The sequence below is a fragment of the Arundinibacter roseus genome, from assembly GCF_004348825.1.
Classification (GTDB): domain Bacteria; phylum Bacteroidota; class Bacteroidia; order Cytophagales; family Spirosomataceae; genus Arundinibacter; species Arundinibacter roseus.
This window is the reverse complement of record NZ_SMJU01000004.1, coordinates 253,747-271,467: the sequence shown is the minus strand read 5'-3', so window position 1 is coordinate 271,467 and position 17,721 is coordinate 253,747. Positions and strand designations below refer to the sequence as shown.

Here is a 17,721-nt window from a genome sequence, read left to right as displayed (position 1 = left end):
TTTAAACTACTTCCTGATTGACCCAATGAGCAATTGATTCGAGGGCAGGATAGGAGGTTAAATCGTACTGACAGGGTACCACCGACACGTAATTATTGGCCAAAGCCCATTCGTCGGTGTCTTCTTTATCGTGATCGAAATTGACAAAATCGCCCGACATCCATAAATATCCACGACCGTAAGGATCTTTTCTATAATCAAATTTTTCCTGCCATTTGGCATTTGCCTGCCGGCAAATTTTAACTCCCTTTATCGGTACATCGGACAGCGCCGGGAAATTTACGTTCAGGGCAACTCCTTTTGGGATGCCATTTTCAAGGGCCATTTTCGTGATCGAGTACACATATTCTTTCACGTGCTCGAAGTTGGCTTGTTCCCGATAGTCACACAAAGAAAAACCAATTGCCGGAATACCCTCAATTGCTGCTTCAATCGCTGCTGACATTGTGCCAGAGTACAAAACGCTGATGGAGCTATTGCTTCCATGATTAATTCCGCTCACCACAAGGTCCGGGGCGCGGTCTTTTAACACATAGTGCTTGGCAAGTTTGACGCAATCTGCCGGTGTTCCGGAGCATTCATATTCGTCAACTTCTGCAAAAAGTTCGGTAGAATATAGCCTAAGCGGTTCGCCAATTGTAATCGCATGCCCCATGCCTGATTGTGGACTATTGGGTGCTACAACCACGACATTGCCAAGTTTGAGCATAACTTCTACGAGTGTTCTGATACCTAACGATGTTATTCCGTCATCATTCGTGACCAGAATGAGGGGGCGTTTTGGATCAATGGGAATAGTTTCTTCGAGATTCATTCAGTTGTTTTTGATAGTAGTAAGAAAAGTAAGTTGAACAGTGCGAGTATACAGGAATTTTAGCCCATTCACACTTTTTCTTTCTTTTTTAAACTTCTGAAACCTTGCAAAGGGTTGTAGTGATTGCTGTGGATAGCGTAGTTTCCGGTGCCATCGTAAGCTCGTTTGTCCGGATGATTTTTACAGGCATCTGAACAGGCCCCTTCCAGCGTGACCCCGCAATTTTCACAAATTGGTACATGAATATTACAGGCAGCATTGGCACAGTTGACCATCCGGTCCGAGGGAGTGCCACATACGTGACAGGAAGATATTATTTCAGGATTCACCTTGTTCACTTCCACCGCAATGCGGTTGTCAAACACGTAGCATTTTCCGTCAAAATTTTCTCCACCTTCTTCTATACCATAGCGGATGATGCCACCATGCAACTGATACACATTTTCAAACCCTTTTTCAAGCAGATACGCGCTTGCTTTTTCGCATTTGATACCGCCCGTACAATAGGTAACAATCTTTCTGTCTTTTAAATGTTCAATTTCCTGAACATGCGCTGGTAGTTCCCGTAAGTTCTCCATGTCAAACGTAATGGCCCCTTTAAACTTGCCCAAAGAATGCTCATAGTTCGAACGCATATCGACCAGAACAACGTCAGGATCGTTGAGCAATTGCTTAAAATCAGCAGGTTCAAGATGCTTTCCGGTACGAACTATGGGATTGACAGGAAGGTCCGAATTAACGATTTCATCTTTGACACGCACATGTAATTTTTTGAAGGTATGTCCTTCACTTTCATCAATTTTAAATGCTGTTTTTTTGAAACGGGGATCTGCATGTAAATAGTCCATGTAGGCCTGACAATCGGCAGCAAGGCCGGAAACAGTACCATTTAAGCCTTCCGGCGATACGATAATCCTGCCCAAAAGGTTGTGTTCAATGCAGAAAAGGTGGTGCTCGTCCCGATATTCCTCTGGATTTTCAATGGGGACATAGACATAATATAATAATACTTGATACGCTTTCATGAATGGGTACGCTTTGTGTCCGGGTGCAAAGATACTAATAGGAAAACTTTTGTGCACAATCAGAAAACTGATAGAAGTCGCAAACGGAGGTGCATTTTTAGGTTTCGACCCGTACCTTTGTCGTTTAACTTTTTATCATTTCAGGAAGATGCATATTGCGATTGTTGGTAACATAGGGGCTGGGAAAACTACTCTTACCCAAAAATTAGGAGAACATTATGGATGGGGAGTTTTGTACGAAGCAGTAGAAGGAAATCCATATTTGTCTGATTTTTACGGAGATATGGAGCGTTGGGCCTTCAATCTTCAAATTTATTTTTTGAACAGCCGGTTTGCACAGGTTCAAAAAATCCGCTCGCTGACTTACACCACTGTCATTCAGGATCGCACGATTTATGAAGACGCCTATATTTTTGCCCGCAATTTGTACGAATCCGGCATCATGACTGAGCGCGATTACAGAAGTTACCTGATGTTGTTTGAAACAATCATTGGAGCAGTGCCACCTCCGGATCTGATGATTTACCTAAAAGCGGATATACCAAAACTCGTGCAACAAATTAAAAAACGAGGCCGAGATTTTGAATCAGAGATTTCGGAAGAGTATTTACTTAACCTTAACAGCTATTACGAAAACTTCGCTGCTTCCTACGAACATGGTAAAATGTTGGTTTTGGATGTCAACGAGATGGATTTTGCAAATAATGAAGACGATTTCAAGTCGATAATCGACCTTATGAATAAGGAGTTGTTTTATGTGTGAGGGGGCAATTCTCTATTTCTTAATGATCATTTCGAAAAGTTGATGTCATACTTAGATTATTTATGATCAACTCCACAACTTTTGAGTTGATCCCTTGACCGAAATTGTCAGTATTTTGTCAGCAATTTTATTTTCTAGCATAAAAACCGCATTCAGACGCTCTGAATGCGGTTTTTCAAGGGTGTCCAGAAGGAGAGTCGAACTCCTACACCCGAACGGGCACTACCCCCTCAAAGTAGCGTGTCTACCAATTCCACCACCTGGACAAAAGTGCACTGGAGCAATTCAGTATTGGTTAATTTATTTTAGAACTATCGTGATCCCGCTGGGATTCGAACGGCAGCGGTCTACCGTCCAGGACCCATACATTAAAAGTGTATTGCTCGTAATGTTTTTCAAAGAATCGTGATCCCGCTGGGATTCGAACCCAGGACCCATACATTAAAAGTGTATTGCTCTACCAGCTGAGCTACAGAATCGTATTGAAATATTGTACTCTCTTTATTATTATCGTGATCCCGCTGGGATTCGAACCCAGGACCCATACATTAAAAGTGTATTGCTCTACCAGCTGAGCTACAGAATCGTTAAATTACTTGGAGAGGTGTAATCCTTTTCCGTAATTGCGATGCAAAATTAGAATTTCATGCCCTATTATGCAAATATTACGCAATAAATATCTTGTCTTACTCAGCTTACTGGCCTTTTTTAGCGCAATTTGTGATGCACTTTTTGCGCAGGATTCAGCGCTTAATGTAGCTGATTCTCTGTTTACTATCGGTAAGTATTCACAAGCTGAAAAAATTTATGAAAAAAACTTTAAAAACAGCGAAAAATACAATCCCAATGTACTCATAAAACTGTCATTTTTGGCTGAGAAGGCTAATGACCCAGGGAAGACCCTTTATTATCTGAGCCTGCTTTCTCAGATTAAGCCCACGATTTCACTCTTTGAAAAAATGAATCAAATAGCGGAAATGAATCAATTGGATGGATATATATTCAATGATTTGAGTTACTTCATGGTCTTCTATCGAAGATACGGGGGATACATTCCTATTCTACTTTTGTCTTTGGGGCTGTATGTAGTGGTGGTTATGGTAATAAAAGTCCGGAGTGGAGAGTGGATACAGAGGCGCCACAAAATCGCTGTATTTATGTATCTTATTGCACTTTTAGGTTTGCTTAATATTCCCGCAAACTACACAACAGGCGTCGTTAAAACCGAACGTACCTTTATGAGAGGCTTTCCTTCCTCGGCAGCGCCGGTAGTTGAAGTGATCCAAAAAGGAAATAAGTTAACGATTATCGGAAACCGAGACCGTTGGAAACGGGTAATTTGGGATGGAGAAATAGGGTATATTCGCGAAAATGATTTATGGGCTTTGTAAAGTTAATCCTTTTAGAATGAGTACTCCTGTTTGTTTTTATGCTAAAAAGTTGAAACAAGTTACCCTTGTTTGCGTGTTATAACTAGGTTTTAACGTATATTTCGGCATCAATTCAAAACTGATTATTTCTATGAGAAAAACGATTAAAAATTTAGGTTTATTAGTGATGGGGGCTGCTTTGATGGTGAGTACGCTAAGCTGTAAAGAGGAAGGGCCGGATAAAGATGATATTGTTAGATTTGAATCAACTATTAATAGTAACAATACAATACCGAGGTCAACTTCTTCTGCTCAGGGTTCTGCTGTTCTGGAATATAACAAAAGAACAAATACGTTAAGCTATAATGTTACCTATCAGGGTATTACACCGACTGCTGCACATATTCACTCGGCAAAGCCAGCCTGGGAAACAGGTCCGGTAGAGGTACCGTTTGCGAATATCGGCACATCGCCAATTACCGGTTCGACGGTACTTTCGCAGGATCAGGAAAATCTTTTAATGCTTGGAAATATGTATATAAATATACATTCGGCTGAATATCCCGCAGGAGAAATCCGTGGTCAGGTGCTGTTGGTTGAGTTCTAATATTTTTGAAATTTTTCCTGCAAAAAGGAAGCAGTTCCCATTTTATGGCAAACTGCTTCCTTTTATTTTATGATCACTATTGAGCCCTTTACAGTACGTTTGGTGTACGATAAATGATAAAAATAACTGCCCATCGGAAGTTCATTGGGGCACCATGTTTGCGAAAGATCAGTTGATTCAAAAACCTTTGTACCCCAGCGATTGAAAATCTTAATCCCGATAAATTGCTCAATGCAGTTATTGGGTGGAAGTACCGACAAATCCAGGCAATCATTCTTACCATCACTATTTGGAGTTAACACATTCGGTAGGTTCAGGATGGCATCTGATAGTTGATCTTTTACCAAAACCGTTACTGAAATCGTATCACGTTCCGCCAGGCAACTTTGGTCTTCGCATATAAAATCAAGCGTGAAGTAACGCTCAGGTAATCCTTTGAGTGATTCGCAGGTAGGAATCCATTCGAAGCTACTCGTTAATTGATTGAATCCTAATTTGTTAAGAAAATTCATTTTTTCGGATCCCAGGTCAAAATCCCGGCCCAGGGCAAATAAAGAAAGTTGTGCAGAATCCGGGTCAGAGGCCAAGACGTCAAAAAAGATCCTTTCATTCAGGGGTTCTCCCAAGAGCCAAACAATTGTATCATTTGCAGCAGTACTCTGAACAGAAGGTGGAATATTGATTGGGTTTTGAACTACAAATTTAATTGTGGTTCTAGATGAAAGTCCGCCTCCTCCGCAGCGCAAATCAGTTATAATAAAATCAACCATTAAGGTATCTGAAACTTTCAGTGAACAGGGTGGGAGCCAGGAGAAAGGTTGTGAGACAGAGCCTACACCCGATTTTTGAGGGAAATTGATACCATACTCAGATAGTAAAAAGCCTCGGCCCTGCGCTGACAGGAGGATGCTGTCAGAATCACTATCTGAGCCAAGTACATCGAAGAGAATTCTTTCATCCGGAAATGCTTCAATTAAGGATTGTGGGGAGGTTGTAGTAACTAATGGAACTTCATTTGGCGCAGCCTTACGAAATATGTAAAGATTTAGCGTATCCGTCAGTGGCACCGGGCAACTTTCATCTTCTACAATTAATTCAATTTTTACAGGGCGATTGCCTGACGAGGCAAAACAATCATCGAGACAAATCTGAAAAGATAAAGTATCACGACTTTTCCGGGTTCGGAACTCTGTGGGAAAGAGGGAGAAATTATTTGTTGGTGCATTGACCGCCCGACCTTTAATACGTAAGAGCTGATTGAAATTAGGATCTGTAACCTGAATGGTGAAACAGGTTGGGTCGTCCACTGAAATCTGAATGCTATCATTGGTAAAGTAGCGGGTTCTGTTTTCAGATTCCACCACAATAATTTCAGGTGGTAAAACCTCGAAACAATCAATCACTTTGAGTTGAAAATCCCGGGTTATGGCACCAATTTTCTCTCCGTTTCTAAACTCCGTAACGGTGATGGCAAAGGCGAAAAGGCCTAATTTGCTGGCGTTGAAGGAAACCCGACCCGTTACAGGATCTACCCGCAAGGGCTTGCTTCCGGGAATGACATTGGCCATTGATATTCCTTCAACCCACGAAACTATGGGATAATTACTCGATCCCAGCGCTTGTGGATTAGGTACAGCACGGTTGCTGAAACCAGTTACAGGCGGTGTTAATTGGTATACCAGACTATCGCCATCTGCATCAGTAGCACTAAAATCAATGTAAAAGTCCGCATTTAAACAGGCGTAATCGCCTTTAATTTCGGTAAATTCAGGAGCAGAATTATCAAAAACTGCGGCATTTTTTATGAGTGGTGGAAAAAATACCTGAAAAAGGCTGCCCACATCGCCCGGCGTGCGGATATTATCAATAACGTTGTTTCGGCAGCACCGATCCCACACAATGTAATAGCCCTCAGGATCACTAAAATCTTCCGGTTTTAGAGCCACATCAACCGAGTAAGTTATTAGTAAGGTTCTTAAACCAGAATTTCCACAGAGTGGGTTAGCGTAGGATATGTTTTTTCGACCTACTTTTGGAACCTGAACCGAGCCAACCCGTCTATTATCTGCTTTTCGAAAAATAAACAGGGTGACGGAATTATCCTCAGCAGCAGGAATTCCGTTGATTTGGTCAAAATACAAATTCAAACCTAGCTGATGAGTGGCTAAATTATTTCCAGTTAACTTTTTAAAAACCAGTTCACCACCAACAATGTGAGAGGCTTGTACCTTGATAAATAGCAGAAAAAAAGAAAGTACCAGTAAAGTTGACCTCATACACGTCTATTCAAAATTTTATTAAATTTCGTGAATTCAATTGTATCATTTTTATGCTTAACCGAAAAAAATACGAACAGATTACCATAACCGATTTTGCTGCCGAAGGAAAATGCATCTATAAATCAGAGGAAGGAGTAGTTTTTATTCAGGGAAATGCCGCGCCGGGAGATGTCGTGGATATTGAAATTACCAATAAACGGAAAAAATTCAGGGAAGGAGTCATCACCAAATTTCATTCGTATTCAAGCCTGCGCACCGAACCCTACTGTGCACATTTCGGAGTTTGTGGTGGGTGTAAGTGGCAGCATATTAACTATGAGGAACAGTTAAGGTTTAAAAATCAACAGATTGTAGATCATTTTCAGAGAATTGGAAAACTCAAAAATGTACTATTTGAGGAAATAGTACCCGCTCAAAATCGAGAGTTTTATCGGAATAAACTGGAATTTACCTTTTCAAATAGCCGGTGGCTGACCAATGATGAAATTCATTCGGACCGTGACTTTACCCGAAACGCACTTGGGTTTCATGTTCCGGGAAGATTTGACAAAATATTCAACGTTGAAAAATGTCATTTACAACCCGACCCCTCCAATGCCATCAGAAACAGCCTGCATGCCTTTGCTGAAAGTCAGGGATACGTATACTATGATGTGAAAAAGAATGTAGGCATGATGCGCAACGTCATAATTCGTACATCCAACATGGGTGATGTGCTGGTGATTGTTCAGTTTGCCGAACATCAAACGGAGGTTATTTCTTCGGTAATGAATTTTTTGAAGGAGAATTTCCCGGTCATTTCGTCCTTATTTTATATTGTCAACCAAAAAGGAAATGATTCCTATCAGGATCAGGAAGTCGTTCATTTTTCAGGGGAGGAGTTTATACGGGAACAAATGGAAGACCTGACGTTTTTGGTTGGTCCCAAGTCTTTTTACCAAACCAATTCGGAACAGGCGTATCAGTTATACTCGGTTGCCCGTGAATATGCAGAACTGACCGGACAGGAAACGGTGTATGATTTGTATACTGGAACGGGAACAATTGCAAATTTTGTGGCAAGAATGGCCAAAAAGGTAATTGGTGTTGAATATATTGAAGAAGCTGTACAGGGTGCTCGTCGAAATTCTGCCCTGAATGGAATTGACAACACGGAGTTCTTTGCCGGGGATATGAAAAAAGTGCTTGATGTAAACTTCCTTACCCGCTATGGACGTCCGGATGTGGTGATTACTGATCCGCCGAGGGCAGGCATGGATCCGGCAGTGGTGGAAACCTTACTTGCCGTAGCGCCTCAGCGCATTGTATACGTCAGCTGTAATTCGGCTACGCAAGCCCGTGACCTTGAACTCCTTTCGGCGCGTTACACAGTTGTAAAGACCCGCCCGGTAGATATGTTTCCGCATACGCACCATGTGGAGAATGTGACGTTGCTGTATCGTAAGGAATAATCTGAAAGCATTTTTCCAAAAAAATCTTTCCAAAAAAAGCCTGTATTCTCCTTGCTGGAATACAGGCTTTTGACTGAATGACAAGTCTATTTTTTAAAAAGGTGGTTCTTCGGCTGGGCCTTTGTAATCAAAGTTGGATAAATTATTGGCCTTACTTTTAAAGGTAGCTCCACCGCCACCGGAATTATTTTCAAACGATTGAATAGGATTGGTAGAAGCAGGTGGCAGAGGGCGGTCGGTGGGAGTTGGTGATGGCGCAAAGTAGGCATCCACATCCGTAAACTTGGTAAACTTACCGATAAACTTCAACTGAACAGTATCAAGTGAACCTCCCCGGTTTTTAGCCACTATCACTTCTCCGATTCCTGCAACAGAATTACCAGCTTCGTCCTGCGTAATCCCATAGTATTCAGGGCGATACAAGAAAAGTACCATGTCGGCATCCTGCTCAATCGAACCGGATTCACGAAGGTCAGAGAGTTGCGGACGTTTTTCACCTCCGCGCGTTTCAACGGCCCGGCTCAGCTGTGAAAGGGCAATGACGGGAACGTCAAGTTCTTTGGCCAAATTTTTCAACGATCTGGAAATCGAGGCAATTTCCTGTTCGCGGTTTCCGCTTGACTTTCCTCCTGTGTCTCCCGACATCAATTGGAGGTAGTCAATCACAATCATTTGAATGTCGTGCTGCGCCTTCAAACGCCGGCATTTGGCGCGTAGTTCAAGTATAGATAAAGCAGGCGTATCGTCAATAAAAATAGGAGCATTCGTAAGTCGACCGATGCGGTGGTGAATTTGTGCCCACTCGTGGGGAGCCAAATTTCCTTTTCTTATTTTTTCACTATCAATCTCCGCCTCCGCAGAAATCAGACGATTGACTAGCTGCACCGACGACATTTCCAAAGAAAAAATGGCCACCGGCATATTAAACTCTACGGCTGCATTTCGCAGGGAAGACACCACGAAGGCGGTTTTTCCCATACCGGGTCGAGCCGCCAAAATAATCAATTCAGTTTTTTGCCAGCCTGACGTAAGACGGTCCAGGCTACTAAATCCTGAGGGCACTCCCGTTAGTCCGTCTTTATTATTTTTCTTCTGATCCAACTCTTCCAGCGCCTGCCGCATGAGTGCACCCATGTCAGCATAGTTCTTTTTTATATTGGATTCAGAAATTTGAAAAAGTGCCTGTTCTGTTTTATCCAACAGCTTAAAAACATCCGTTGTGTCTTCAAACGCTTCTTTTTGAATTTCGGAAGAAATCGTAATGAGTTCCCGCTTAATAGCTGCCTGCGAAATAATGCGGGCGTGGTATTCAATATTAGCAGCAGAGTTGACCTTGGACGTCAGTTCGGTAATAAACGAGGCTCCACCAATTATTTCCAGTTCGCCGGTACTTCTCAGCTTTGCCGTGACTGTGAGTAAATCAATCGGTTCGGAGTTTACGAAAAGATTAATAATTGCACTGTAAATACGTTGATGAGATTCTTTGTAGAAACTATCAGGCTTCAAAATATCAGCAACTGCCGACAGCGCTTCTTTTTCAATCATCAGAGCTCCCAGCACTGCTTCTTCCATGTCAACAGCCTGCGGCGGGAGTTTGCCCATGCCCGAATCATTGCCTAACCATCGGTTAGCACCTGTCGGGCGAGTGGCGGACTGAGCCGGACTGCCTGATTTTTTCAAAAAATTGAATGTCTTTTCGTTGTCCATAGTAAGTACAATATTACAAATTGCCGGGGAGTATGAAAAGGAGGCAGGAGAAGTATTTTTTTTGTTAAACGCTACACTAGCTGATTCTGAATGTGTTGAACCTCATACATTTATTTAACGTTGGTAGAGTGTTGATTTTATCAAAAAATTGAGTCTTATATTTGATGAAATAGTTGAATTAAATTACTACATTTTATCCTTATTAACTAGTCAACAAAATTCTAATCGTTTGGTAGAGAAAATAATAACACTCGAAGATGTTTCGCTCGTTGATTTTCTGGGCGTGCACAATTCAAACATTCGGGAAGTTGCAGCAGCGTTTCCTGAGAGTAAAATCCTTTCCCGTGGCAATGAAATTCGGATACAGGGTACTGCCTCCGAAATTGTCAAAATTACAGACCTTCTGGATTCACTTTTGAGTCACTATCAGAAGTATGGCCGCATTACAAACGACCACGTGGTGCGTTATCTCAATGGCTATTTGTCAACAACGGGTCAAACTCAAAAACCTGAGAATGATGAAGATGTCATTATTTATGGGAATAAGGGGGTAGTGGTAAAGGCAAAAACCGAGAATCAGAAAAAACTCGTGGAGGCTGCCGCCAAGTATGATTTGGTGTTTGCAGTAGGTCCCGCTGGAACCGGAAAAACCTACACTGCTGTGGCTTTGGCGGTCAGGGCGTTAAAGAATAAAGAGGTAAAAAAAATTATTATAACCCGCCCGGCCGTGGAGGCAGGAGAGAATCTTGGTTTTTTGCCCGGCGACCTGAAAGAGAAAATTGATCCGTATCTGCGGCCAATTTACGATGCACTTGATGATATGATTGCGCCGGAAAAACTAAAATTCTTTGTCGAAAATCGCATCGTCGAAATTGCACCGTTGGCCTACATGCGCGGACGTACTCTGAATAATGCCTTTATTTTGCTGGATGAAGCCCAAAACACAACTCCGATGCAAATGAAGATGTTCCTGACCCGTATGGGCCCAAATTCCAAGGCGATAATCACGGGTGACAAGTCGCAGGTGGATTTGCCAAAAAATCAAAAATCGGGTTTGATTGATTCCTTAACTATCCTGAAAGGCATCAAAGGAATCTCGTTTGTGGAACTCGACGGTTCTGATGTTGTTCGACATCGTCTTGTCAAGGATATTTTGGCTGCTTATGAAACGTCCGAAAAGTAAGTCTGCGCAGTATTTATCCGGAATTTATCTTTTGCTTTTTCTGGCATCGTTTCAAGCCGTGGCTCAGACTAACGAAGGGTTTATTCAGCGTTGCGGTAGTTTTGAGCGGGATCAACTGCTCAAAACTACTGATCCACAATGGAAAACCAAACGCGAGCGACTGGATTCACTGGTAAACCAATGGGTGAAGTCGGAGCGAAGGTTTAGGAACGGAGCTATTGAAGAGGTAATAAGAATTCCGGTTGTTGTGCATGTAATTCATAATCAATCCGGAAATACAACGGGTGGACTTAACAATGCCAATATTTCTGATGAGCAAATCCGCTCGCAACTTGACGTACTGAATGAAGATTATCGGCGAAAACCTGGTACGCCGGGTTTTAATACCAGCCCTGTTGGCGCTGATGCCTACATTGAGTTTTACCTGGCGGAGTACGATCCTGATGGTAGACCAACTACCGGGATAACGCGAAATTTTTATACGGACAAAACGAGTTTTAATCCGTATAACGATGCCGAACTTTTGGCCTCTATTAGTTATTGGCCTTCGGAGAAATATTTGAATATCTGGACCTGCCGACTCACAAACAGCTATTTGGGTGTAGCTCAGTTTCCATCGGTAGAAGGCGTGGATGGTTTAAATTCTATTGATCAAAATAAAGCTAAAACGGACGGAGTTATTATAGATTTCCGGAATTTTGGAAGAAATACGGGTGCGATTACGAGTCGAATTTATAATTTGGGACGAACAGCCACGCATGAAATTGCGCATTGGCTCGGTTTGATACATACCTGGGGCGATGCTTTTTGTGGGACAGACTATTGCGCAGATACTCCACCGACCGAAGAACCGAATCGAACAACGGTTTGTATTCCTAAATTCTCGAACTGCAATGGAACGGTCACCCGGAATATGATCGAAAATTACCTCGACTACTCGCCTGACTCCTGCATGAATGTGTTCACCAATGATCAGGTTGCACGTATGCGTGCAGTGTTAGCGCTGAGTCCGCGCCGTGCTTTGTTGGTTGAGTATGCGAGGGAAAGCCGCCTGGAATCAACGGACAATCTCACAGTCGAAATTTATCCTAATCCGGCAGATGAAGATTTAACAGTGGAAGTTAGATTTCCTGATTTTCAGGATTTTACTTACGCAATCTTTGATCTGAATGGAAGGCTTCTTTACCAAGAATCGTTTACTCAGGTGTGGAGCCGCAGGCTTTCGCCCGATATTCGGCTACTTCCTCCCGGTAATTATTTGTTGCGGGTACAAATGAACAATGAAACCGTTACCAAACGATTTGTCGTGAATTAGCATGTCTGATACACATCCCTCCATCCGGCTATTATTTCCGCTGTTGGCGGGGATTTTAACTTTTGATTTTCTGAATCTTTCCCCTGCATTTCTGCCTCTTTCCTTGCAGCTCAGCGGGGGAATTGTTTTTTTGGGATGTGTCGGTTTGTATGCCTGGGAGAACAAATCTACTCAGCGGGCTGTTGTGTTGGCCATAACACTTGGGGCACTTGGTTTTCTGGCTACGGGTGTTAAACATATTGAATTTCAGGACGATTTGTCAGCCGTTTCAGAAGCAGAAACCCAGTTTGTATTTCAAATAAAAACTCCCGGAGAAAAGAGAAAATCGACCTATCGCTTTGAAGCTGAACTCTTAAAAACCCTGGAAAATGAAAACTGGAAGCCCGTTCGAATAGCCGTTCGACTTTCACTTTCGGATAAAATAAAGAAATTTCCCCGTGCCGGCGATTTGATTCTTGTCAAAAATCAGAAACTACAACGACCACCCAAAGCGCTAAATCCGGGAGAATTTGATTATCGTGCGTACCTGGAACGCAAGGGGATTGCCTGGACAATGTACGTAAATGAACAATCGCTCATAATTCTGGAAGGAGGGGAGACTCCCTGGACCACATGGCCCATGCGGGTTTCTGAACATGCGGATGCAGCATTGAAAAATCATCTTAACAACCCCAAAGCGTACGGACTCGTAAAAGCCATGCTGCTGGGACGCCGGGAAGATTTAGCGCAAGACCAACTCAATGATTATGTTAGCTCGGGCACTGTACACGTTTTGGCAGTTTCCGGCCTCCACGTCGGGATTTTATTTGCCTTATTGTCCTGGTTGTTAGCGCCTTTGGCGAAACACCCAACCGGACGTTATGCGTATATACTTTTTATAGGACTAACATTGGGTGGTTACGCGTTGATTACCGGTTTGCCCGCGTCGGTCATTCGTGCGTCGATTATGTGTTTTCTGTTTGCTCTGACAAAAGTTTTTCAACGCCGGCAATTTGGCCTGAATACCCTTTCCATAACAGCGTTCTTTTTGTTGCTACTGGATCCGTATGCACTATTTACAGTAGGTTTTCAGCTATCTTTTGCAGCCGTAGCCGGCATTATGCTGGCTTATCCGTTACTAAAAAATCTTTTTCAAATCGAAAATAAATACCTCCGACTGTTCTGGGAAGTATCGGCAGTTGGGTTTGCGGCGCAGCTGTTTACCTTTCCAATCAGCGTTTTTTACTTTCATCAATTCCCGCTTTACTTTTGGCTGGTCAATCCTTTCGTTATTTTTCTGACCACATTTCTAATTTACGGCACCATTGCCATTCTGGTTTCACAGCTACTTTCGTTTCAGTTGTTGGCCACGATGTTCGCTTTCGGGGTAGATATTGTAGCCCGACTCATGAATGGATTTGCTCAGATTCCATCAAACATGCCGTATGGTCTTTTGAAAAATCTACATATAGATTTCGTTGAGGTAGGTTTACTTTTCATCATCCTGCTTTTGCTGTACAAACTTTTTTCAGCGAGAGAATATACATATCTTAAAGCGGTAGCCGCAGTTTTATTCCTGTACGCCTTTTACACGACGGTCCAACTTGTTGATTCCTTCGCCACGTCGCGGTTGGTTTTTCACGCAATTCCCCGGCACACGGTTTTGACTTTTACGCAGGGGCAAAGTGCTTTTGTAGCAGCCAATCCCGAATTCCGAAAAGATTCGGGAGCTTTTGACTACCACTTGGCGAACTACTTTACTGCACTTGGCATCAAAACTATTGAATGGCTGGACTTGCCACCCAAAGAACTTAACGAGAGTTTTTTGTTGCGTACCCCACGTACGGCTATTCAAATGGATGCATTGTCGGAAACTCAAAAGCCGCAAGTGGTGATAGTACGAAACAAACGATTTCCCCAAAAGGCCCGATTATCTACGGCCACTAATACTGTCTTTGTATTGAGTCCTGAATTGGGTTACTTAACCCGAAAAGAATGGGAAAAGGTATTGATCGAAAGTAAAAATAACTTTCAGGATCCGCTTATTTCGGGGTCAAAAGTGTTCTAAAATAAAACAAAGGTTTATTCCTTCGGTTTCAAAACTTTTTACTTCACCTTTGGTTATTGATATACTATGGAAAAGATTGAAAAAATCCAAAAGGCATACAAAGATTATGTCCTCGAAAACGGAACTCAACCCCCGTCGGTGTATATTTTTACTAAAAAATTAAAATTTCCCGAAGCAGAGTTCTACGAATACTACAATAATTTTGAATCGATTGATTCGGACATCTGGCTGGGCTATTTGAAAGATACGCTGCAAACCCTGGAATCTGACGAAGTCTACGCGGGCTACTCGGTCCGGGAAAAGTTTCTGTCATTTTACTATACCCTTATAGAAATTCTGAAAAAGGACAGGAGTTTTGTGGTTTATAGTTACAAATCTTTGCCACAGCCCGTGGCCCGGCACGTTGGCGTATTGCACGCTTTCAAAAACGGATTTCAAAATTATGCCACCGAGATTGTTCTGGAAGGACGCGAAAGTAAAGAAGTCGTCATTCGCCCCGTTATTTCAGATCGTTACGTCGATGGCCTGTGGCTGCAATGCCTGTATATTCTGGATTTCTGGATTAAAGACACAAGTCGGGGTTTTGAAAGTTCGGATACGGCCATTGAAAAAATGGTAAATACTTCCTTTGATCTCATGGGAAAATCGGTGGTAGATACCGTGCTGGATCTCGCCAAATTTGTGTACCAAAATCGTCGGCCATGAAAGAACAACAATCAATACCCACCTCCAAAGTTGCGCGTGCAACACAGTTTGTGAAAACAGGTGTAAAAATTGGGGGGAATTACCTGAAATACAATGTCAAGAAAATGGTGGATCCTGCATTCACCAAAGATGAACTGCATCTTGACAACGCCACAGACATTTACGATTCGCTGAGCCAATTGAAAGGTTCGGCGCTGAAAGTTGCCCAAATGCTGAGCATGGATCGCAACGTGCTGCCAAGAGCGTACGTAGATCGCTTCCAAATGTCGCAGTATTCAGCACCTCCGCTGTCGGGACCGTTGGTCGTAAAGACGTTCAAAAATTATTTTGGAAAAGCGCCTCATGAGCTTTTTGATTCCTTTGAAATAAAAGCTCTGAATGCGGCGTCTATTGGTCAGGTGCACGTAGCGACGCTGAATGGTAAAAAACTTGCGGTCAAAATTCAGTATCCTGGCGTGGCCAACAGCATCAGCTCAGATTTGAAAATGGTGAAACCTATGGCGGTTCGGTTGTTTAACCTGAACGAAAGCGACATTGAACGCTACATGGGCGAAGTAGAATCCAAACTTTTGGAAGAAACGGATTATGAGCTGGAATTGCGACGGTCGATGGAAATTTCAAAAGCCTGTGCGCATATTCCCAATTTGCAGTTTCCAGTTTATTATCCAGAGTTTTCGGCCAATCGGATTCTAACAATGGATTGGCTCAATGGGCAACACCTGAAAGATTTTTTATTGACTAATCCTTCGCAGGACGTGAGGAATAAAATTGGTCAGGCTTTGTGGGATTTTTATGATTTTCAGGTGCATCAACTCCGGCAGGTACATGCTGATCCGCATCCGGGTAATTTTCTGATGCAGGCCGACGGCACAATGGGCGTGATTGATTTTGGGTGCGTAAAGGTCATTCCTGATTTTTTCTACGAAAATTATTTTGCCCTCATCAATCCTGATACAGTGGAAGATCAGGCCAAAACGGAGCGAATTTTTTACAACCTTGAATTTTTGGTTGACACGGATACAGAAAGCGAACGCCGGATGTTTTCAGATTTGTTCAAAACCATGATTGATTTATTGGGCCGTCCGTTTGCAGTTGATTCCTTTGATTTCGGGGACGAAACGTATTTTGATTCTGTGTATGCTTTTGCGGATGATCTGGCAAAAGTAGACGCACTGAAAAACTCAAAGGTTGCCCGTGGTTCGCAGCATGGCTTGTATATTAACCGTACGTACTTTGGTTTGTATTCGATGCTTAATGAGTTGAAAGCCAATGTGGTGACGAACAAGCCGGATTGGTTGGTAAGCAGCAAAAAGAAACAATTAGCCTAGGTGCCCTGATAAATCCGGGCGATTTCAGCCTTAATTTTTCGGTGCCATTCAGCCTGTTGCGTCGAATTTAGTCCATGACTCGTTTGTCCATCGTAGGCTTCCTGTTCGGTATTTAACTCCCGAAAGGTTTCCAGAAACTCATATTGGATCTGACTATCATAATTTTCGATGGTCAGATCCATTTTTTTTAACTTCTCTTTAAATCGTTCGGCAACGATTCGGGTAATATCAAAGTGCAGTTGCTCATGAGAAAGTGTGTAGGTGTTGCGGGCTTCGGGCCTTCCCCACGACATGCTTTTGACCATAAATACTTTTAAAGAGATTCGTATTTCCAGCAAGTTATTCCGCATTCGTGAACCACCTTCATACGATAAACTGGAAAATACTGCTGCTGAATATTTGCTCCCGGGCCGGTTATAGGATCCCTGAAAATCTTCCCAGGTTAGTTTTCTGGAAGGTTTATAAAATACAGTATCACCCTTTTCAGCATAGTCGACCTCATCAAACACGAGTTTTACACCTCGGGCCAAAAGAGGGTTTTTCCCATCATTCTGGCCAATCCAGGAATCAAAGTGCTTGATAGCACCCGTAAGCATGCGACGAAATACCACTTCATGATCGTAACTACCCTCCGGTCGGGTATACGTACTTGCCGATTGGTAGGTGGTCAAATGCAGCGGTTCCATGGAACGTGTCCACTGAAACGAAACCCGAACTTTTAACTCGCCGGCTATTTTATTGGGAGCAATTCGCTTTTCACTTACAGAGACATCTTCAAGTATAATTTCAAGTGGTACGCTGAGTTCATTTCGGACGCGCGTCGAGCCTGACCAAAAATCATATAGCGCACGTGCAAGAGTGGGTTGTATGACCAGGTTGTTCGGTTTTCCCAGCAGATTAATCTCTCCCAGTTCATTTGGTTTCAGTTTTCGTTTGTCGATAACATCCAAAACGTAGTAAGAGCGTGTATTGGCCAGGGCAATTTTCTCTTTTTGAAATTGTAAATTAGCGGTTGGAACTGACTGCGCTTTCCCGGCAATTTGTACCAGGAAAAGCAGCAGGAGCGGTAGTAGCCTGAGCCAATTTCGGTTATTTATTAGAATGAATGCCATCCTTTGTCTAATTTG

Annotated in this window: 14 protein-coding genes and 3 tRNA genes; 9 read left to right on the top strand and 8 right to left on the bottom strand. The window is 42.7% G+C overall.

Features of this window, described 5'->3' with window-relative positions; all coding sequences use genetic code 11:
- Window position 1: 1 nt before the first annotated feature.
- Window positions 2-814, bottom strand: coding sequence for a 5'/3'-nucleotidase SurE (gene surE, locus EZE20_RS07670; protein WP_132116175.1), 813 nt, complete (start codon window positions 812-814; stop codon window positions 2-4).
- Window positions 815-882: 68 nt separating this feature from the next.
- Window positions 883-1,839: an oxygen-dependent tRNA uridine(34) hydroxylase TrhO gene (gene trhO, locus EZE20_RS07665; RefSeq protein WP_132116173.1), complete on the bottom strand. Its 957-nt coding sequence runs from the start codon at window positions 1,837-1,839 to the stop codon at window positions 883-885.
- Window positions 1,840-1,987: 148 nt separating this feature from the next.
- Between trhO and EZE20_RS07660 the strand changes: the two genes are divergently transcribed.
- Entirely contained in the window at window positions 1,988-2,602 is a 615-nt protein-coding gene (locus EZE20_RS07660) for a deoxynucleoside kinase (protein WP_132116171.1), read from the top strand.
- A gap of 182 nt (window positions 2,603-2,784) precedes the next feature.
- Here EZE20_RS07660 and EZE20_RS07655 read toward each other — a convergent pair.
- The 3 genes from EZE20_RS07655 to EZE20_RS07645 all read right to left on the bottom strand — a co-directional run bounded on the left by EZE20_RS07655 (window position 2,785) and on the right by EZE20_RS07645 (window position 3,188).
- Window positions 2,785-2,868 (bottom strand) — tRNA-Leu (locus EZE20_RS07655).
- A gap of 140 nt (window positions 2,869-3,008) precedes the next feature.
- Window positions 3,009-3,081 (bottom strand) — tRNA-Lys (locus EZE20_RS07650).
- A 34-nt stretch (window positions 3,082-3,115) separates the two neighbouring features.
- Window positions 3,116-3,188, bottom strand: a tRNA-Lys gene (locus EZE20_RS07645).
- A 70-nt stretch (window positions 3,189-3,258) separates the two neighbouring features.
- On the opposite strand from EZE20_RS07645, the gene EZE20_RS07640 reads away from it, so the two are divergent.
- Complete coding sequence (locus EZE20_RS07640) at window positions 3,259-3,993, top strand: SH3 domain-containing protein (RefSeq protein ID WP_132116169.1); 735 nt, start codon at window positions 3,259-3,261, stop codon at window positions 3,991-3,993.
- 130 nt (window positions 3,994-4,123) lie between these two features.
- Complete coding sequence (locus EZE20_RS07635) at window positions 4,124-4,579, top strand: CHRD domain-containing protein (protein ID WP_132116167.1); 456 nt, start codon at window positions 4,124-4,126, stop codon at window positions 4,577-4,579.
- Between the two features lie 62 nt (window positions 4,580-4,641).
- Here the strand turns inward: EZE20_RS07635 and EZE20_RS07630 are convergent, their stop codons facing one another.
- A complete protein-coding gene (locus EZE20_RS07630) occupies window positions 4,642-6,855 on the bottom strand; it encodes a T9SS type B sorting domain-containing protein (RefSeq protein ID WP_132116165.1) in 2,214 nt (737 codons plus the stop codon).
- Window positions 6,856-6,908: 53 nt separating this feature from the next.
- On the opposite strand from EZE20_RS07630, the gene rlmD reads away from it, so the two are divergent.
- A complete protein-coding gene (gene rlmD, locus EZE20_RS07625) occupies window positions 6,909-8,309 on the top strand; it encodes a 23S rRNA (uracil(1939)-C(5))-methyltransferase RlmD (RefSeq protein ID WP_132116163.1) in 1,401 nt (466 codons plus the stop codon).
- 93 nt (window positions 8,310-8,402) lie between these two features.
- Here rlmD and dnaB read toward each other — a convergent pair whose 3' ends face one another.
- Entirely contained in the window at window positions 8,403-10,016 is a 1,614-nt protein-coding gene (dnaB, locus tag EZE20_RS07620) for a replicative DNA helicase (protein ID WP_132116161.1), read from the bottom strand.
- A 229-nt stretch (window positions 10,017-10,245) separates the two neighbouring features.
- On the opposite strand from dnaB, the gene EZE20_RS07615 reads away from it, so the two are divergent.
- The 5 genes from EZE20_RS07615 (at window position 10,246) to EZE20_RS07595 (ending at window position 16,594) form a co-directional block, all read left to right on the top strand.
- Window positions 10,246-11,199, top strand: a complete 954-nt coding sequence (locus EZE20_RS07615; RefSeq protein WP_132116159.1) for a PhoH family protein — start codon at window positions 10,246-10,248, stop codon at window positions 11,197-11,199.
- Window positions 11,180-12,514: a M43 family zinc metalloprotease gene (locus tag EZE20_RS07610; RefSeq protein ID WP_165933435.1), complete on the top strand. Its 1,335-nt coding sequence runs from the start codon at window positions 11,180-11,182 to the stop codon at window positions 12,512-12,514. Before EZE20_RS07615 ends, EZE20_RS07610 begins: the two co-directional genes overlap by 20 nt.
- A gap of 1 nt (window position 12,515) precedes the next feature.
- Window positions 12,516-14,561, top strand: coding sequence for a ComEC/Rec2 family competence protein (locus tag EZE20_RS07605; RefSeq protein ID WP_132116155.1), 2,046 nt, complete (start codon window positions 12,516-12,518; stop codon window positions 14,559-14,561).
- A 66-nt stretch (window positions 14,562-14,627) separates the two neighbouring features.
- The gene (locus tag EZE20_RS07600; protein WP_132116153.1) at window positions 14,628-15,266 is read left to right on the top strand and encodes a TetR family transcriptional regulator C-terminal domain-containing protein; all 639 of its coding nucleotides are present in this window, start codon (window positions 14,628-14,630) and stop codon (window positions 15,264-15,266) included.
- The gene (locus EZE20_RS07595; RefSeq protein ID WP_132116151.1) at window positions 15,263-16,594 is read left to right on the top strand and encodes an ABC1 kinase family protein; all 1,332 of its coding nucleotides are present in this window, start codon (window positions 15,263-15,265) and stop codon (window positions 16,592-16,594) included. Before EZE20_RS07600 ends, EZE20_RS07595 begins: the two co-directional genes overlap by 4 nt.
- Here the strand turns inward: EZE20_RS07595 and EZE20_RS07590 are convergent.
- Window positions 16,591-17,706, bottom strand: coding sequence for a DUF922 domain-containing protein (locus tag EZE20_RS07590; RefSeq protein ID WP_132116149.1), 1,116 nt, complete (start codon window positions 17,704-17,706; stop codon window positions 16,591-16,593). The two genes, EZE20_RS07595 and EZE20_RS07590, sit on opposite strands and share 4 nt — an antisense overlap.
- Window positions 17,707-17,721 lie beyond the last annotated feature (15 nt).